The sequence below is a fragment of the Caballeronia sp. AZ1_KS37 genome (genome assembly GCF_023631165.1).
Classification (GTDB): domain Bacteria; phylum Pseudomonadota; class Gammaproteobacteria; order Burkholderiales; family Burkholderiaceae; genus Caballeronia; species Caballeronia zhejiangensis.
This window is the reverse complement of record NZ_JALQDP010000043.1, coordinates 386754-403111: the sequence shown is the minus strand read 5'-3', so window position 1 is coordinate 403111 and position 16358 is coordinate 386754. Positions and strand designations below refer to the sequence as shown.

The window sequence follows — 16358 nt, the reverse complement described above, 5'->3', positions numbered from 1 at the left end:
GCTCACGCCTTGTGCGCCCGCAGAAAGCGGAAGAATTCCACGCCTTCGCGCAAGCGGCGCTTCGTCATGTCCCAGCTTGTCAGCATTTCGCGCACGATCTCCCAGATCTTCGACGGGCGGAAATAGAACCGCTTGTAGAAGCGTTCGAGCTCGTGGTAGATGTCTTCGCGCGACAGATGCGGATAGCCGATCGCCGCGAGTTGCACGCCCTCCTTGCTGACGAGATTGATGACCTTGTTTTCGGCGAGCCAGCCGTTGTCGACTGCCTGCTGATAGAGCGTCGTGCCCGGATAAGGCGCGGCGAGCGAGACCTGAATCGTATGCGGATTGAGTTCTCTCGCATACCGAATCGTCTTCCCGATTGTCTCTTTCGTTTCGCCCGGCAAGCCGAGAATGAATGTGCCGTGCACCTTGATGCCGAGCTTGCGGCAATCTTCCGCGAAGCACCGCGCAATGTCGGTCCGCAAGCCCTTCTTGATGTTGAGCAGAATCTGGTCGTCGCCGGACTCATAGCCCACGAGCAGCAGGCGCAGGCCGTTCTCCTTCATGATCTTCAGCGTCGAATACGGGACGTTGGCCTTCGCGTTGCACGACCACGTCACACCGAGATTGCCGAGACCGCGGGCAATCTCTTCCACGCGCGGCTTGAAATCGGTGAACGTGTCGTCGTCGAACATGATCTCCTTCACTTCCGGCATGTTGTCGCGGATCCACTTCACTTCTTCGAGTACGTTTTCGACCGAACGCACGCGATAGCGATGCCCGCCCACCGTCTGCGGCCACAGGCAGAACGTGCAGCGCGAACGGCAGCCGCGCCCCGTATAAATGGACACATACGGATAGTTCAGATAGCCGATGAAGTAGTTCTTGATGTTCAGATCGCGTTTGTAGACGGGCGCGACAAACGGCAGCTCGTCCATGCTCTCAAGGATTGGGCGCGCTTCGTTGTGCTCGATCGAGCCGTCCTCGTTCCGCCACGAAAGCCCCTTGATCGACGCGAACGGCAGGCCCTCGGCGACTTCCTTGCAGGTGTAGTCAAATTCCTCGCGGCACACGAAGTCGATCGCTTCGCTCGCGGTCAGCGAATTATGCGGATCGACCGCCACCTTCGCGCCGACCATGCCGATCAGCACCGACGGCTTGCGCACTTTCAGATGCTCGGCAAAAAGCGCATCGGTCGGAAAGGACGGCGTGCTCGTATGGATGATGACGAGGTCATATTGCGCGGCAATCGCGAGCGTTTCCTCGACGGACAGGCCATCGGCGGGCGCGTCGAGCACGCGGCTTTGCGGCACGAGCGCGGCGGGTTGGGCAAGCCACGTCGGATACCAGAACGAGCGTATCTCGCGCTTGGCCTGATAGCGCGATCCCGCCCCGCCGTCGAAGCCGTCGAAGGACGGGGCCTGAAGAAAGAGCGTCTGCTTCATGATGCGAAGTCCTGTGAATTCATGACGGGTCGTATGGGCTGTCGGACGAGCTGGCTTCGTACGCATCGCGCTTCGCGGCCGACGCATCGAGCGGCACGCGCACGCCGCGCCACATCACGCTCGAACCGAACAGCGCTGCGAACCAGACAAGGCACATCAGCGCGTCGCGCAATGGGATGAGCGGCACGTCGCGCCAGAACGCGCGCCATGATCGCGCACTGCGCGAGTGCAGCAAGAGACGCGCGCTGATACCGAGCGACGTGCTGATATCGACGATAGCATCAGCAGTGGATTGTGCGAGGTCCGTGCCGCTCGTGTCGAAAGAAATCCCGAGAATCCCGCTCGTCAGAAGCCACGGCGATGCAAATGTAATGCACAGGAAAGCGAAACCAAAGGGATTAATCGAACGGATGGTGCGCAGCCAGCGCGTCTCGCGCCGCCACAACGAAGAGAAATCGTTTTCGATGACATCGGTCGTGACGACGACATCGGACAGCACCGTGCGCAAGTCGATGACGCGAGCGCGCTCGGCGAGCCAGAAATCGTCGGCGAGGCAGTCGCGCAAGGCTTCGAGGCCGCCTATCTTCTGAAGCGTCTCGCGTGTCAGCGCGAGCGTCGCGCCGAAGCCGAAACGCCCGTAGCCGAGCGCGTTTGCGACATACACGGACGGCGCGAACCATTCGTCGATGAACAGGCCACCGAGTCTCGCCCAGATGCCGCCGACGCAGCGCGCCCGGTAAAGGCAGGTGACGACGCCCACGCCCGGATCGGCCAGCGGCGCGGTCACGCGCATCAGGTAGTCCGGTTCCACGGCGATATCGCTGTCCGCGATTACGATCACATCATGCTTCGCGTGTCGCGACAGATTGATGAGATTCGCGACCTTGCGGTTGCTGCCATGCGCCGTTGCGTCGATGACGAGTTCGATATCGCGCTCGGGATACGCCCGCGCGAGCCGCCGCACGACACTCGCCGCGGCATCCGACGCGTGCGCGACGCCAAAAAGAAGTTGATATGAGGGATGCGTTTGCGCGCAGAACGTCTGGAGGTTCGCGTAGAGACGCGGTTCTGCGCCGCATAGCGGCTTCAGGATGCTGACCGGCGCGACGGGATTGGCGCTCGTGCAATCGTCGCTTCGCAACGGCACTGCGGTGCGCCGGCCGCCGTGCAGAAGCGCAGCGAACGCGGCATGACACGTCGCCGCGCAACACAGGCCAATGATCAGCCACATCCATACGGGAATGAGATGCACTGTCATGCCTGTCTCGGCCGCATTGAGTGAAGTACGGATCGTCGCATGGCGGCTGTGACCATTGAATGACCGGTAGGCGTGGTTGATCTCGGCACCGCCTGAGCGGCTTCACTGCGATGCCTCTCGTCTGAGCGAAATCGGCGGATCGCCCGGATATAGTGCGTGGCTCAACCTTATGCAATGCTTAAGTAGGAGCTGCTGCGTGTGAGCAATACTCAGTCAGCGGTCCGCTTGCCTGAGCGTGGCACGTACTGGTAAGTCTGGTCGACGAGAATCGCCAGTGGTTCAAGTCATGCACAGGCCTCGAGACGCGTCAAAAGTCGCGCGATGTTTCGTTCTGCGCACATGCCATCGGCGGAAGCGACGTGTTGATCGTGCCCGATGCCCGCGCCGACGCGCGCTTCGACGACAACCCGCTCGTGGTCGGGCCGCCGTTCATACGGTATTATGCGGGCTACCCGCTAAGCCTGCCCAATGGCGCGAAGCTCGGCACGCTGTGTCTCATCGATCAGCAGCCGCGCATTCGGAGAGGGAGACCGCCGGATCTTGCGCGACCTCGGCCGCATGGCCGAACCGGAAATGGCCGCACTGCAACTCGTCGACGAACTCACGCTGCTTTCGAACCGGCGCTTCACAAAGAAGCTTTCGATCCTCATTGGCCTACACATCTAACGCCGCACGATTCGTCCAATGACCGGTCCACTAAAAGTAAGCTTTGAGTTGGCACAGATGCACCGCCCGGGACCGAGTGACGACTTCACATCGCTTGGCCTTTCTGCGTAATGATCGGCGGCAATCCCAGCCGCATCTGCGCCCGTCGATACGCCGCGATAAACCTCGAGTCACCGTTCCTCACGCGCGCCAGCCAGTATCCCAACTCTTGCTGACATTCATCGCTGTCAATATCGATAAAGCAAAGAGATCGCGCCGGCATCTGCGTAGCCGCCCAATGAAACGCGAAGATCGTCTCCTGGTCAGCCAACGCGAGCCGGAGACCTCGCCTGTCGCCCTGCGTCAACCACTGCGATATTGCGGAGGACAGCGTTGCCTCAGTTTCGTCTGGCGCGTATGAGAACGCGTGCCTGCCGCCTGCGCGTGCGCTGCGCAAATCACTTGTGGCGACAGCCACCACAAATTTCGTCGCCCGGGCTTCTGGCGATAGGCTAAGCGGGGCCGTTACCGCAACGCCTAGCCAACCAGAGAGCGCAACGAGCGCGACGGCATGTCTCTTCATCGACGGTCGAATCAGTGTTTTCAACGTCATTTAGGAAGTCACGATAAAAGTAAGATTGTCCGGCCGCGGCATGTCGGCGATGGCAACTTGAAGACGACGCCCACACTCGATGTCGGTAGCCCTGGCCTTGAAGTCGTCGCGCAAAAGGGCATGATGATACCGTCCACAACCGTAGGTTGTGGACGTGAGCGCGACGAGAATCGCACTCACGCTTGAGCCATATCGATGGCTTTCTGACAGAGTCCGATCCGGGGCTATTCTAGGTTGTTTGCGTCGTAGCCCATTGCAACGAAATTTTTTCGCGAGTGCTTTTGACGCTGCACCTAATACGCATTTCCCGAATCCCGTCCCCCCAAGTTGGCCAAGAAGCTGCTCAAGACACCGTGAGGACTGTTGGCTCTCAAGTGGCCTGGTCAACAAGTAAGGCCTTTCGCACTGTGGATCGAATGACGGATCGCCGGGTGGAACCGACGCCTGGCTCACTCGACGATGTCTCATGCGAATGGCGCTTCCTGGCGCAACTGAGGCAAGCGTCCTCCGTTCCCCCTTCGCGCTTCCTCGCCATGCACCGTTCTCATGCACCGCACCGTACGCCAGGCGCATTTGCGGCCGCCGTGCAGATCGGCTCGGCGCGCGTGCGAGAATGGCTGTGCTTCGATTCCTTCGAAAGCGATGCCCCCGGCTCAGCATGACCTGGTGCACGCGCGAACGGCACGACCCGCGGCTCGTCGACCTCTGCCGCGAACACACTGCTGCGCCCGAAGGCTCAGCGCCCGGCACTGCGCGGCATCTCGCCGAGTTGGCGAAACACGCTCAGCCAGTCTTCGAGATGCCACGTCTTCGCGATGCGGCCGTCGCGCACCTGATGAAACAAAATGGATCGCGAAGCGCACCGACTTGCTGGTCGCGGCGATGCCCATCAGCGGGCCAGACTGCGTGCCGCTCACTTCGACGCGCACGCCCACGCGGTCGAGCTTTGGATATGGTGCGTCGACAGCCGTGTGGAAGCGAGATGAAAGCCCGTAAGCCGAAAGGACAGTCGATATGCTCGAACGTGTGAGTCCGCCCTTACACGAAGCATCGTTGTCGACCAATCATGCAACTAGAAGCATCGTCCGTCGTTGTCACTTAAGTGCGTTCGCGGGAGTCCGTCGCCGCTGTGGTCGCTGGCGAGAGGCGCAGCATTCGCGCCAGCAACCTACACGCGGCACCACGGCCGTCCTGATGCGCGCAATCGGACTCCGTGGAATGCGGCGAGTACGGCGAAATCGATCACTGCCCGAAGAAGATATCCTTCTGTGTCGCGCCCACGGCTGCCGGACCGCCGGCCTGTTGCGCACCAGAGAATGAACCACCGTGGCCGCTATTGGCCTCGCTTCTGCCGGGTTGTGCGGACAATCGAGCTTCGGCGCTCTGAATGTCGCTTGGGTAATTCGGATCGTCAGATGTAGGCCTGTATCCGGCGCCCGCCAGTTCCGCCAGTTCGGACCGAACCTGTGCTCGCGTGAGCGGTGCACTTGTCTGGCCTTAGGCTGCCGCCGCGATCAGTGCCGTCGAAAGCAGCGTTGCAACTGCAAAGAGGGTCTTCATCATTTTCCCATTTGATGCGCGACGCATGGCGCGTGTTATGCGTGTTGATCACACGACGCATACCGATTTATTGCCCGCGGTAGATGTCGCAACTGAGGCCCGGCGTGCAATGCCCGTTCGGGCCTGCGGGCGACATGTTTCGCGACGTATTGCCAGTCATGCTGGCGGAATCCATACCGCCATAGGATGTGTCGCCCGGCGCGGCCTGGCCGCCTTGGGCTCTTTGCTGCATCGTCGTGCCGTCCGTCGGCGCCATGTCCTGAGCACCGGCGGGACCGACCGCGAGCATGCTCGCGGCCGTGATTGCTAGAAGAAAGGTTACTTTCATTTCCATCACCTCTTGGAGTAAATCACGGGGCGCAAGCGTGCGACGCGCTTGCGACAGACTATTGAAGACGCCTCGGTCAGCGACGCGGTAACGCGCGCCTGCGGGTCTCGTTGGAAAGTGCAGGATGCGTGGGAAGATTGCGCGCTGAAGCGCGCTTGCTCGGTATACCTCGCGGGTGCTCGGAAAATTCCCGGCTGAGGCTTTTTTTAAAGCGCATCGAGGATGAAGACGAATTGGGACCGACGAATTGGAATGCAAAGCCCTACGCGCCTATCTTCTCGACCTATGCAAAAGGTGATCACCAAACGGGCCCGCCTTCCTTGCTGCCCGCTGAACTTCACGCGCACCTGCGCGTTCATCGGGGCCAAGCCGTCGTTATGCAGCGTCAGGGCGGCGGCACGCTGCGCAGCGGACAAATCGAGCGAGCCGATTTTCAAATGCCCGTAATTCGGATCGCTGACGCCGACGAAACTGTCGCTGGTGGTGCTCGATGTGCCAGGCGCACGAAAAGGAGCCGCCGCGGTAGCGCGGTACGTTGCACGCGGTACGGGCGTGCCCTCCGCGGACGCCAGATCGCTATAGAGCGGCGTCGCTTTTTGTCCTTGCATATCGATCGAGAACGCTGGCGTATGCCATTGCCAGCCGGGAAAGCACCGGCATCTAATCAAGATTTCGGCTCCAGCCCAAACTGCTGAAACCCGAGCGACGCGTGAAGGCTTGCGGCCCGCCGTGTTGGCCGCCTTGACGGTCAGATTCACTTGAATAATGCCCGGCACGCGCTTCGCAAAACTGAGGATTTCGCTGATCAGCATCTTGCTGACGCCCTGACGCCTCATGTCCGGTTCGACATAACGCCCCAAAGGAAAGCCTTGTGGCTCAGCTGCCGACGGTCCTCGCGTCCAAGGCCAGCGATACCTACCAAACGCGAGCCATCGAAGCTGCCAAATACCCCGCGATACTCGCATGGTCTCCGTTGGCGAGCGAAGTGCTCGGCATCAAAAGTCGGTTCCGATACCGGTGGCCGATGAACTGGCGCTTGAGCATGTCGGCGTCCATACATGCTGTCGTAAGCTGAACGTTTGCGTACGAACGATGGGCTATCGTCGGCGAGATAGCCACGGGGATCAGATACCAGCTAGCTTTAACCCTTGAGCAGCTTGCGGTTCAGTAGCGCGTTGAATTTCCGTGTCCGTGCTGCAATCAATCAGTAATCACCGCGACGCCGCGGCCCATTATCGATTTGCCGAATGTCTCGACATGAAGACTTACCGCAACAGCGCGGCCTGAAAGCACATCTGCATCGGCACCATGCTATCGGTGAGTCGTAGCAGTCCTCGAACAGCGGCTGTCCCGCGAACACCATTGGCTCCTTCCCGGACCCGTTGCTGCCCTTCCTTCAGTTTTGTGGGATGTCGCTACGGCGCTCGAAAGCGAGCATAGCAGACAGCGCGCGGTAGAAATTAGCGATCTCGGATAGCACGACATGACCCTTACGGACCTATGTACAAGCGGAATGTAACTGGACGAGCTGGACGCGCCCATGGAACATGTCGTCGGTCGTATCATGCTGGCGAGCACGGCAGGCAGACGGTGAAGGAAGTGCCGTTTTCTGAAGAAGCGACCCCTATTGTTCCCTGGTGCGCGATGGCAATGCAGCGGCAGATGTAAAGGCCCAGGCCCATGCCTGCCGCCGTACCACGCCGGTCGGCCGGGCCAGCCCGGGTCAGCGGATCGAACAGCGTGGGCAGCGCGCGTTCCGGGATCGGATTGCCTTCGTTGGATACGACTAGGGTCACCTGGCCGTCATGACCGGTGGCTTCTACGACGATAGGACCTGTTCCGTAGCGCACAGCGTTAGTCAGCAGGTTCGCCAGCAACTCGCTGAGTCGGCTACCGTCCCACCTGCCGCGGAGTTCGCCGGCCAGACGCAGCTCGATACGGGCATTGGGGTAGGACGCGCGCACTTCGTCCGCCGCATCGCGACAGATCCGCTCCATATCCTGCGGTGTGAAACTTACCGGAAGCGCGTCGCCCAGCCGCGTGCGTGTGAAGATGAGCAGATCATCGATCATATGTTTCATCCGCATCGCGCCACGCTGAACAAATGCCACTGCCCTTGCGCCGCCCACAGAGAGACCCTCGTCGTGTAAGAGTACTTCGCCGGCATTCAGTATTGCGCCCAGTGGCGAGCGCAGGTCATGGGCGAGGACGCCGGCGAATAAGTCGCGGATGCGCTCAGTGCGGTGTGCGTAGTGCCGCACCGATTCGGCAAGCACTTGGTCGATCGCCTCGTTGAACCGGATCATCTCTTGAAACGCCTCGGCACCGGTGGGCGACGTTTCCTGCCAGCGGCGCAGCACTGTGGCGCGCAGGGAACGGAACTCGGCAACCACGTCGTCGATGCTGAAGCCGTGCGACAGGCGATCCTCCGCATGCAGTCGCGCGACCCGGTTAAAGGCGGAATCCGGCTCCTCCTTGTCGCCGCGCGATTTAGTTTCCTGCTGCCCGGCGCTCTGCGTCTCACGCATGTCCGTCGTGATCGCCCTCAGGATGTCGGCCGCCGAATCACGCAGTTGCGCTTCCGTCAGTTGGCTCTCCTCTTGGCTGAGCACAAGCGCGTAGCGGGTCCAGTCGTCGATCAGACCGGATAAATCAGCTTCAATAAAGTCGGCGAGGCTCATGCATTTCTCCGGTACGGGCGTTGTTCCTATACGAACGCTCTCTTTCGGGCGCAACCAGCCCTGGCAGCCGGTCACCATAACCTATCGAACCATAATTTGTTTTTTATCGCAAATTCTGCCCACACCAGCCGAGGAACGACGCTCAGGCTGTCGCCCGCAGGGCCGCAAGGCCATCGACTTCCAAACTGCGGCAATCAGGGACGGATGGCGCATGGCTTTATCGGGACCACGCGCTCGGGGACGAGGTGACAGACCGAGATAAGTGCTAAGTTCCTAACCCGTGTTCAACCCGCCCCAATGCATCACGAGCAGAGCGGTCGAGCGACGCATTCTTCCACGGCGGGGAACGCAATGAGGACGGTATTGTCCTGTCGCAGTGTTCTGGCGAAGATGTCGGGCGAGCGTGTACTGATAGCTTCCCCACCGGGACGGTAGTCATCGGCGACAGAAAGGATCGACCTTCAGATGCTGGCGGCGTTCGCGACCGGTGTTCCTGCTTGAACGCGACGAAGACCCTGAGTCCAACATGAACCCTCTCCTTGCTTCCGGTCATTCCCGAGATTCGCCGTGCAGGCATTGGCTTTCAGATCTTTCATCGGTCGCCGCAGACAGCCATGAGCAGATCGGACTGAGTCAACATTCCAACCAACTCAGCGCCGTTCCGTACGACAGGGAAATGATGATGTCCGTTCGCCATGAAGCGCGGAAGGACCTTCGAGATCGGTGTGTCAGCATCGATAGTACTCACGTCCGATTGCATGACCGCGTGAACAGTCACCTCTTCGTCTATCAACTCGCCGCCGTGCCTTCCGGCCGCCCGTGAAGCGAACTGAAGTTCCTGTCTAGCCGGCCGAAGGTCATCCCGCGCAACAACGCCCAAAAGCCGCCGTTCGCGATCGATCACCGGGAGCAGCTTGAATCCGGTTTTGTCAAGTAATGCGAGCGCCTCTCCAGCGGTTGCATCTCCGTGAACGGTCGTCACCGGAGTATGCATGACCTGTGCGCAACTCATTTCCAGGAGCATCCGAAAACGTGCTTGCTGTTCCAGCTGGTTGCAGCGCGAATCGCGCGGTCTTCCGACAATCGGCCACCTAGCTGCCGTTCCGCTGTGCGAGTACTTAAAACGGAGGCGGGAAATGGCATCGCGAACGGTCGCGCGCAATTTCGGGAGAATGAAGATCGACATACTCACCTCACTGCGTCGGACCAGCGTAGGCCTGGCCACAAGTTCGAACTCGGCAACGAATGTTGTCGTATGGGCATCTTTTCAAGTGTCTGACGTAGGCATGCAATACGCGCGCTTCCTCCTTTATATCACACCGTGATATATTTGCCTTGCGCGCGGTTGCTCGCGGTGCGTTGCCCTGGAACATCGTAGCGTTCTTGCATTGGAGCAGGACCTGCCCTTCGGCTTGCCTAGGTTTTCCGCGTAACAAGAGCGGAATGCATAGCATGACTACGTTCTGCAATTGTGCCAATAGATAGACGTGCTGCTCTTATCCCTAAAAAACACCGCTAAGCGACGTTCGCATCTTTTCGTGCCTGGCGGCCAGTTCCGAAAGTAGAAGGATAACGGGACGCGACCGGTCGGCCTCCAGCTGCAGAGAAGCAGAAGTTATGCATCCCCTCGAGGGGGCTAGCCGCGCGCCGCATAACTGGACCAGGAACGTTACATGTGTCGTTAAAGACCACTGTGAGATTCAAATGCCGTCTGCAACCTGCGGCGACCAGTCTCATTGGCTCTCCTTCAAGCACGCCGTCACGCGAATGTTGAGGCGCCTAAACGCCTTCCGCATAACAATGTTGTTGCGACGTTTTTTTGAGGCACTTCAGGCGCCCTTTACTTGTGGATGGCCGATCGCAGCCGCTCTACTTCTTGGTCCGAGACAGGCGCGGCGTGATTGCCCCATGCGCCGCGAACGAAGCTCACCACCTGAGCGATCTCAGAGGACGTCAGCTTGCCGTTAAATCCGGGCATCTTCTGAGGCGCGGGTCCCGTCTTGGTGTTGGGACCCTTACTACCTTCTATGACGATGCGCATCACCGAGGTCGGATCTTCGGCCAGGACAAGCGGATTGCCAGCGAGCGCTGCAATTTTTCCGGGCTGACCTCGCCCGTCGACCTGATGGCACCGCGCGCAGAAGGATAGATAAACACCGGCGCCAGGGCGCTCGACTTCGCCGGTTCGAATGCTTCGCGCGGTTTGCACCTGAGCGTGCGGGTTGTTAGCGAAACTCCCGTAGGTCTGTTGAGGGGGAAGCGACTTGAGGTAGACGGCCATCGCCTGGAGATCAGGTTCGGACAGATGCTGCGTGCTATCCTCAACCACGGGGGCCATAGCGCCGAACGCGATCGCACCCGCGCCGTGGCCGGTTCGCAAGAAATTGACGATGTCGTTTGCCGACCATCGCCCAAGACCACTACCTGGGTCACCGGTCAAGTTAGGCGCAAGCCAGTGATCGTTGACCCCACCGGTCAGATACCATGGTGACGTTTCGCTATAGCCGAGCTCGTTGTAAGCGGGGCCTCGCGGCGTGTGACATGCACCGCAGTGTCCAAGTCCTTGTACAAGATACGCGCCTCGGTTCCACTGCGCGGTTTGTTTGGAGTTCGCTTGGTACCGGTCTTGATTGCCGAACGCGAGACTCCAGAACAGCATGCCCCAACGTTGATTGAACGGAAACGGCAAGTGCGTGTCGGGCGCACGCTTGGCGGCCGGCGCGACGCCGTGCATCAAATATGCGTACAATGCGGTCACGTCCTCGTCCGTCATGTTCGCGAGCGACGGATACGGCATTGCCGGGTAAAGCCGTTTGCCGTCGCGGCGCTTACCGATGCGCAGAGCGTCGGCGAAGTCCAGCAAGGTATAACGGCCAATACCAAACACGGGGTCCGGTGTGATGTTGCTTGCATAGATCGGACCAAACGGCGAGTTGACCGGCATGCCGCCGCCAAGCGGCGTGTGATCCGCGGCGTCGTGGCATGCACTGCAGTCGCCAGCTTTTGCAAGATATTCACCCCGAGCAATCAGCTTCGGATCGGTCGTCAACGGTGTCTGGCCGGTGATGTTATCCGCTAAGCGATCCGTCGACCGTTCGCCACATGCGCTTAACGCTACAATCATCAGCGCATTGACAAGCCAATCTCGAGTACTAATCGCGTTCATGTCAATGCCACTGGCTACAAGATTGAAAAAACACTTCGGCAAGGACCGTGAACATCAGCCCGAGGACGAATCCGCATCCGATCAGCGCGCTGCATAGTGCAACGAAGCGTTTACGACTCACCTCTTCCTCAGCGCGCGACAGCTCCGCGGATGACGCTACATCCGAACGCTCTTCTTTGACCTGCTTTTGCTTGCGACCTAGGAGCACATAACCGTACACGGCGAGTGCGGCGCATATAGCCGCGACGGCGAAGGCAGCGATTGACGTTCCATACAACCATCCATCGAGATTTGGAAAGACCGGTGTGACACGCGGGATCGATCCAGCCGAGCAGGCTTGGGCGGAGATCGTCTCGGAGACCATCACTTGAAGCAGCCAAGCGCCGGGCGCGAAGAAAAATCCAGCACTCGCGCAAAGGCCAACACGGCGCTTCTCGCTTCGGGTGAGCGCAGACTTCTCCGCGGGAACGGGCGTTTGCATCAGTGGCCTCGCATCCAGAACGGCGTCACATACAACGATGTAAAGATGAATAGCCAGACGACGTCGACGAAGTGCCAATAGAGTCCGCCGATGCGCATCGGTGCGTTGCGTTCGGCGTCGAAATAACCCAACGCGATCCAGATCGCGAGCAGAACCAGAATGACCAGCCCGACGGCGACGTGGGCCATATGAAAGCCCGTGATAGTGAAGTAGAGGGAGCCGTAGAGATGAGCTGTAATGCCATACGGATGGTCGTGCCACTCCTTCCACTGCATCCCAGCGAACGCGACGCCCAGCGCAATAGCGACCAACATCCACCCGAATGCTTGCCATCGCTTACTTCTCTTAAGTGTTCGCTCGGAGAGCCACGCAAACACGCTGCTCAGGATGAGTGTGCCGGTGCTCAGCGCACCTGTGCCGATTTTCGGCATGCCTTCCGGCGGCCACGGGAGAGTCGTCTGAGACTGTGAGTAGAAGTAGCAAAAGATCAAATAACCGAAAAGACTCGCTTCCGTCGCGACGAGTGCCAGCACGCCCCACCATCCCCCCGAGTGCTCGCCTGCGCTCCCGACGGGCAGAGCGTCCTTGCTTGTGCCGGTGTTCACGGGAACGGTCTGCGCTGGTCCGGGAGGCTCGCGCTGTGCGAGCGTGCGCCGCGGCCACAGCCATGCGATGAGCGTTGCCCCTGCCGCCGCGAGCGCCACAACGAAAAAAGACGGCGAGCGCAGCAACACGCCGACGAAAACAAGTGCGCCAAAGAGTCCGAGAAAGAATGGCGACCAGGCATCCTCGGGCATCTTGAGAATGACATCGGGGCTGCCACTGAAAGGGTGGACACCAAGCGCCTCGCGCCCTCGATGAAGCAAGTATCCTGATGAAAGACTCGACTGCCGGCCCTTCGGCTGCAGGCGATCCTCCCACATCGGATGCCGCGATTCGATCACCGGCAAGACCGCAAAGTTGTACGGCGCCGGAGGCGACTCGGTCGACCATTCGAGCCCAGGCGCGTCCCATGGGTTCTTCGGCGCTTCACATCCGCGGCGTGCCGAGACAAGCGCGTTCACCACAAAGAGCAGAACGCCTAACGCAAAAATAAAGGAACCGATCGTCGTGATCAAATTCGACGTATCCCACCCCATGCCTTCAGGATAGGTGTAGATGCGCCGAGGCATGCCGAGCAATCCCGAGATGTGCATCGGGAAGAAACCAAGATTGAACCCCACGAGGATGATCCAGAACGCGATCTCGCCCCATCGTTCACTCATCATCCGTCCGGTGAATTTCGGAAACCAGTAGGTGATTCCGCCGAAGACGGGAAAAACGTTGATCCCTAGCAGCACATAATGTAGATGCGCAACAACAAAGTAGGTATCAGTCAGCTGCCAGTCGAGCGGCACAGCGGCGGTCATCACGCCGGAAACGCCGCCGACGACGAACATCAGCACAAAACTCGCGAAGTAGAGGAACGGTACGGCGAAGACGGGTCGTCCGGTCCAGATCGTCGCGACCCATGCAAACACGGCGACCGCGCTTGGAATCGAGATGAGCAAACTTGCCGCGCCAAAGAAGGCCAGCGCCAAAGGCGTGATCCCGGTTGCGAACATGTGATGGATCCACACTTCAAAACCAACGACCATGGTACTGACAGTCGCCATAGCCACCGCTGCATAAGCGACGAGGGGACGACGACAGAACGTCGGCAGGGCATCCGAGACAATACCCATCGCCGGCAGCACGACGACGTAGACCCACGGATGGGCGAACATCCAGAACAAGTGCTGCCAGAGCAGCGGCCGTCCGTCGCTCGCCACGTCGAAGAAATGCGTACCAATATTGCGGTCCATCCACAGCAGCAGAAACGCCAAACTCACCGACGGCACTGCAAAGAGATTCGCAAACGAAATGGTCAGCGTGCCCCAGACGATAATCGGCAGCCGGTCCACCGACATGCCGACCGCGCGCATGCGAAAAAGCGTGACTACAAAATTCACTGCCCCAACGGTCGTCGAGATGCCGAGCAGCACCATACCGAGTGAGTAGACATCGATATTTATTCCACGGCTGTATTCCAGGGATGAAAGTGGCACATAGTTGAACCAACCGGCATTCGGGGCCTGCCCGAATGGAAAGCTGCCATAAAGGAAGATGCCGGCAAAGAGAAAAACCCAATACGAAAGCGCGTTCAGACGGGGAAACGCCATGTCGCGGGAGCCCAACATGAGCGGCCAAAGGAAATTCGAGAAGCCGCTGAGCACCGGAAGCGCATACAAGAAAATCATCGTGACGCCGTGCATCGTGAAAAGCTCGGCGAACTGGCCAGGCGTCACAAGCGATTGGTTCGGCTGCGCGAGCTGCAAACGCATAATCAGCGCTTCAACTCCGCCCAGCAAAAGAAACAGGAACGCTGTCACGATGTAGCGCAAGCCGACCTTTTTGTGATCGACGGTTGTAATGAAACCGCGCCAACCCGAATCTCCTTCCCAGATTTCACGCAGGCGCTTCTCCGCCTCCGACCCCCGGGGCACGCTGCCAAACTCAGGCTCGCGTCGGAACGCGACCCGATGGGCCTGTGCAGCGCTTCGATCACCGATGGCGGCCATCGTCTATTCCTTACTTGAGAGTGGCGAGGTAGGCCGACAAGTCGCCCGCTTCAGCGGGCGAGAGCTGCATGTCGGGCATTAGCGTGCCGGGCTTGATTTCCTGAGCGTGCTCAATCCAGTCGATCAGGTTCTCGGGTGTATTGACGACGCTTCCCGCTGCAAGCAGCCGACGCGACAACACGTGGGTGAGGTCCGGCGCCTGAACCCCGGTCGCCTTGCTTCCACGAACCGTATGGCATCCCGCGCAGCGTTCTTCGAAGAGCTTCCTTCCTCGAATCGCTTGGGCGGTCGACGGCGCGGGTGCTGCCCCCATCTGCGCGGTGTACCACCGGTCATAATCAGCCTGCGTCTGCGCGTACACCTCAAACGCCATGTGCGCATGCTGTACGCCGCAATACTGCGTGCATTGGCCCCGGAAAATGCCAGGGTGGTCCGCGTGGATCCACTGCCGGTTCGCGGTGCCAGGAATCGTCTGTGTCTTACCCGCTAGTTCGGGCACCCAGAAAGCGTGAATCACGTCAGCGCTTTTCAGCAAGACGAGCACGGGCACGCCAGACGGAATGTGCAACTCGTTGGCAGTTGAGAAGCGGCTCTCGCCGTCCACATAGTCAACTTTCCACCACCAGTCGTAGGCGGTGACCGTCACGGTCAAACCCGGCGTTTTCGAAGGGTCGGCGACCTCCGCGAGCACAGAGAGCATATAGACGGCGATGCCAAAGAGCGCGATGGTGGAGAGCACCGAGCCGACGTAGACTAAGCGCACCCCCCCTTCGGAGACGAGCGCTCGCGCGTCCTGCGGCTTCCTACGTCGAAACATGCCGATGAGAAGCATTCCGGCGATGATCACGCAAACTAGCGCGCATATGGTCGCAAGCGTCCATCCAAGATAGAGGACTGGCTGTGCAGCAGGCCCCCTGCTGCGCAGAAAATACGCGAGCGGCGTCGACGCAGCCGCGAGCAAGTCCGCCTCGCGCGAAGGCGCTTCGGCGGCCAACGCGCCGAGATGATAGAGCGCGGCAGGAAGCAAGGCTCCGACTTGTACAACCGACAAGAGAACACGGCGCACCACGCTGTCTCCTGGATCTTTAGACCGAAATCGCTGGAATGCTCTTCGCCTTCTTGTTGCGCCGATTGAGCTACCGATTAGGGTGGCTCGGCTCGTTGAAAGGGAGCAACTGCTATTCCAATGTTCGTTCGCGCAACACACTCTGCGCACGCCCCACGAATTTGCCTTGAATGATATGTATCACAACGTGATCTTTTTTCAAATGCTTGCAAAGTTTGCTGCGGAGCGCGCGAACCGATCGCTAATAGGCGCTTCGCGCGGGTTCGATAATTTTCGAAAGATAGCGGAGGGAGAGGTGATGGCTAATCGACATGAAGGTGTAAGGAGCCGTGCACCGGTGACGATGCTGAGCGCCTCTCGCATATTCGCTATGCTGGGAACTTTCCTGCGGTACTCCGAAGAGATAACGCATTCGCCCGTGATCACCCGCTTCTATGTTCCTTACCCGTCCAGGTGAGCGGCGCCCCAGAATCCGCCGGGCGACGGTCGAGGAGTCGCCGAGCTCTCTAAGGCGCCGCTCACGGGACTCTGTG

General features: G+C 59.7%; 12 protein-coding genes and 2 pseudogenes. 2 read left to right on the top strand and 12 right to left on the bottom strand.

Going from position 1 to position 16358, the window contains the following annotated elements; genetic code table 11:
* Positions 1 to 2 precede the first annotated feature (2 nt).
* The gene (gene hpnJ / locus NCS00_RS31015; RefSeq protein WP_250442032.1) at positions 3 to 1427 is read right to left on the bottom strand and encodes a hopanoid biosynthesis associated radical SAM protein HpnJ; all 1425 of its coding nucleotides are present in this window, start codon (positions 1425 to 1427) and stop codon (positions 3 to 5) included.
* A 19-nt stretch (positions 1428 to 1446) separates the two neighbouring features.
* The gene (gene hpnI / locus NCS00_RS31010) at positions 1447 to 2685 is read right to left on the bottom strand and encodes a bacteriohopanetetrol glucosamine biosynthesis glycosyltransferase HpnI (RefSeq protein WP_250442031.1); all 1239 of its coding nucleotides are present in this window, start codon (positions 2683 to 2685) and stop codon (positions 1447 to 1449) included.
* 245 nt (positions 2686 to 2930) lie between these two features.
* On the opposite strand from hpnI, the pseudogene NCS00_RS33610 reads away from it, so the two are divergent.
* Both NCS00_RS33610 and NCS00_RS33605 read left to right on the top strand, forming a co-directional pair.
* A pseudogene (locus NCS00_RS33610) lies at positions 2931 to 3137 on the top strand (GGDEF domain-containing protein); the annotation flags it as partial.
* An 88-nt stretch (positions 3138 to 3225) separates the two neighbouring features.
* Positions 3226 to 3351 (top strand): diguanylate cyclase, encoded by a 126-nt coding sequence (locus NCS00_RS33605; RefSeq protein ID WP_250442030.1) that lies wholly within the window; start codon positions 3226 to 3228, stop codon positions 3349 to 3351.
* Positions 3352 to 3436: 85 nt separating this feature from the next.
* Here NCS00_RS33605 and NCS00_RS30995 read toward each other — a convergent pair whose 3' ends face one another.
* The 10 genes and pseudogenes from NCS00_RS30995 to coxB form a co-directional block, all read right to left on the bottom strand.
* On the bottom strand, positions 3437 to 3943 hold the full coding sequence (locus NCS00_RS30995; RefSeq protein ID WP_250442028.1) for a hypothetical protein: 507 nt from the start codon (positions 3941 to 3943) through the stop codon (positions 3437 to 3439).
* A 1242-nt stretch (positions 3944 to 5185) separates the two neighbouring features.
* Positions 5186 to 5422: pseudogene (locus tag NCS00_RS30990) on the bottom strand (DUF4148 domain-containing protein); the annotation flags it as partial.
* Between the two features lie 148 nt (positions 5423 to 5570).
* Positions 5571 to 5831 (bottom strand): hypothetical protein, encoded by a 261-nt coding sequence (locus NCS00_RS30985; protein ID WP_152563240.1) that lies wholly within the window; start codon positions 5829 to 5831, stop codon positions 5571 to 5573.
* A gap of 206 nt (positions 5832 to 6037) precedes the next feature.
* Positions 6038 to 6643 (bottom strand): hypothetical protein, encoded by a 606-nt coding sequence (locus tag NCS00_RS30980; RefSeq protein WP_250442027.1) that lies wholly within the window; start codon positions 6641 to 6643, stop codon positions 6038 to 6040.
* Between the two features lie 750 nt (positions 6644 to 7393).
* A complete protein-coding gene (locus tag NCS00_RS30975; RefSeq protein WP_250442026.1) occupies positions 7394 to 8512 on the bottom strand; it encodes a sensor histidine kinase in 1119 nt (372 codons plus the stop codon).
* Between the two features lie 592 nt (positions 8513 to 9104).
* Complete coding sequence (locus tag NCS00_RS30970; RefSeq protein WP_235366195.1) at positions 9105 to 9698, bottom strand: CBS domain-containing protein; 594 nt, start codon at positions 9696 to 9698, stop codon at positions 9105 to 9107.
* Between the two features lie 654 nt (positions 9699 to 10352).
* The gene (locus NCS00_RS30965; protein WP_502801612.1) at positions 10353 to 11678 is read right to left on the bottom strand and encodes a cytochrome c; all 1326 of its coding nucleotides are present in this window, start codon (positions 11676 to 11678) and stop codon (positions 10353 to 10355) included.
* A 1-nt stretch (position 11679) separates the two neighbouring features.
* Positions 11680 to 12159, bottom strand: a complete 480-nt coding sequence (locus NCS00_RS30960) for a hypothetical protein (protein ID WP_250442025.1) — start codon at positions 12157 to 12159, stop codon at positions 11680 to 11682.
* Positions 12159 to 14759 (bottom strand): cytochrome c oxidase subunit I, encoded by a 2601-nt coding sequence (gene ctaD / locus NCS00_RS30955; RefSeq protein WP_250442023.1) that lies wholly within the window; start codon positions 14757 to 14759, stop codon positions 12159 to 12161. Before ctaD ends, NCS00_RS30960 begins: the two co-directional genes overlap by 1 nt.
* A gap of 10 nt (positions 14760 to 14769) precedes the next feature.
* Positions 14770 to 15825, bottom strand: a complete 1056-nt coding sequence (gene coxB, locus NCS00_RS30950) for a cytochrome c oxidase subunit II (protein WP_250442084.1) — start codon at positions 15823 to 15825, stop codon at positions 14770 to 14772.
* Positions 15826 to 16358 lie beyond the last annotated feature (533 nt).

What these genes read in the sequence shown, in the direction of transcription:
- NCS00_RS30960 (WP_250442025.1), bottom strand. Translation starts at nt 12,159, where the DNA reads ATGCAAACGCCCGTTCCCGCGGAGAAGTCTGCGCTCACCCGAAGCGAG.
- ctaD (WP_250442023.1), bottom strand. Translation starts at nt 14,759, where the DNA reads ATGGCCGCCATCGGTGATCGAAGCGCTGCACAGGCCCATCGGGTCGCG.
- hpnJ (WP_250442032.1), bottom strand. Translation starts at nt 1,427, where the DNA reads ATGAAGCAGACGCTCTTTCTTCAGGCCCCGTCCTTCGACGGCTTCGAC.
- hpnI (WP_250442031.1), bottom strand. Translation starts at nt 2,685, where the DNA reads ATGACAGTGCATCTCATTCCCGTATGGATGTGGCTGATCATTGGCCTG.
- NCS00_RS30980 (WP_250442027.1), bottom strand. Translation starts at nt 6,643, where the DNA reads ATGCTGATCAGCGAAATCCTCAGTTTTGCGAAGCGCGTGCCGGGCATT.
- NCS00_RS30995 (WP_250442028.1), bottom strand. Translation starts at nt 3,943, where the DNA reads ATGACGTTGAAAACACTGATTCGACCGTCGATGAAGAGACATGCCGTC.
- NCS00_RS30970 (WP_235366195.1), bottom strand. Translation starts at nt 9,698, where the DNA reads ATGTCGATCTTCATTCTCCCGAAATTGCGCGCGACCGTTCGCGATGCC.
- NCS00_RS30965 (WP_502801612.1), bottom strand. Translation starts at nt 11,678, where the DNA reads ATGAACGCGATTAGTACTCGAGATTGGCTTGTCAATGCGCTGATGATT.
- NCS00_RS30975 (WP_250442026.1), bottom strand. Translation starts at nt 8,512, where the DNA reads ATGAGCCTCGCCGACTTTATTGAAGCTGATTTATCCGGTCTGATCGAC.
- NCS00_RS30985 (WP_152563240.1), bottom strand. Translation starts at nt 5,831, where the DNA reads ATGAAAGTAACCTTTCTTCTAGCAATCACGGCCGCGAGCATGCTCGCG.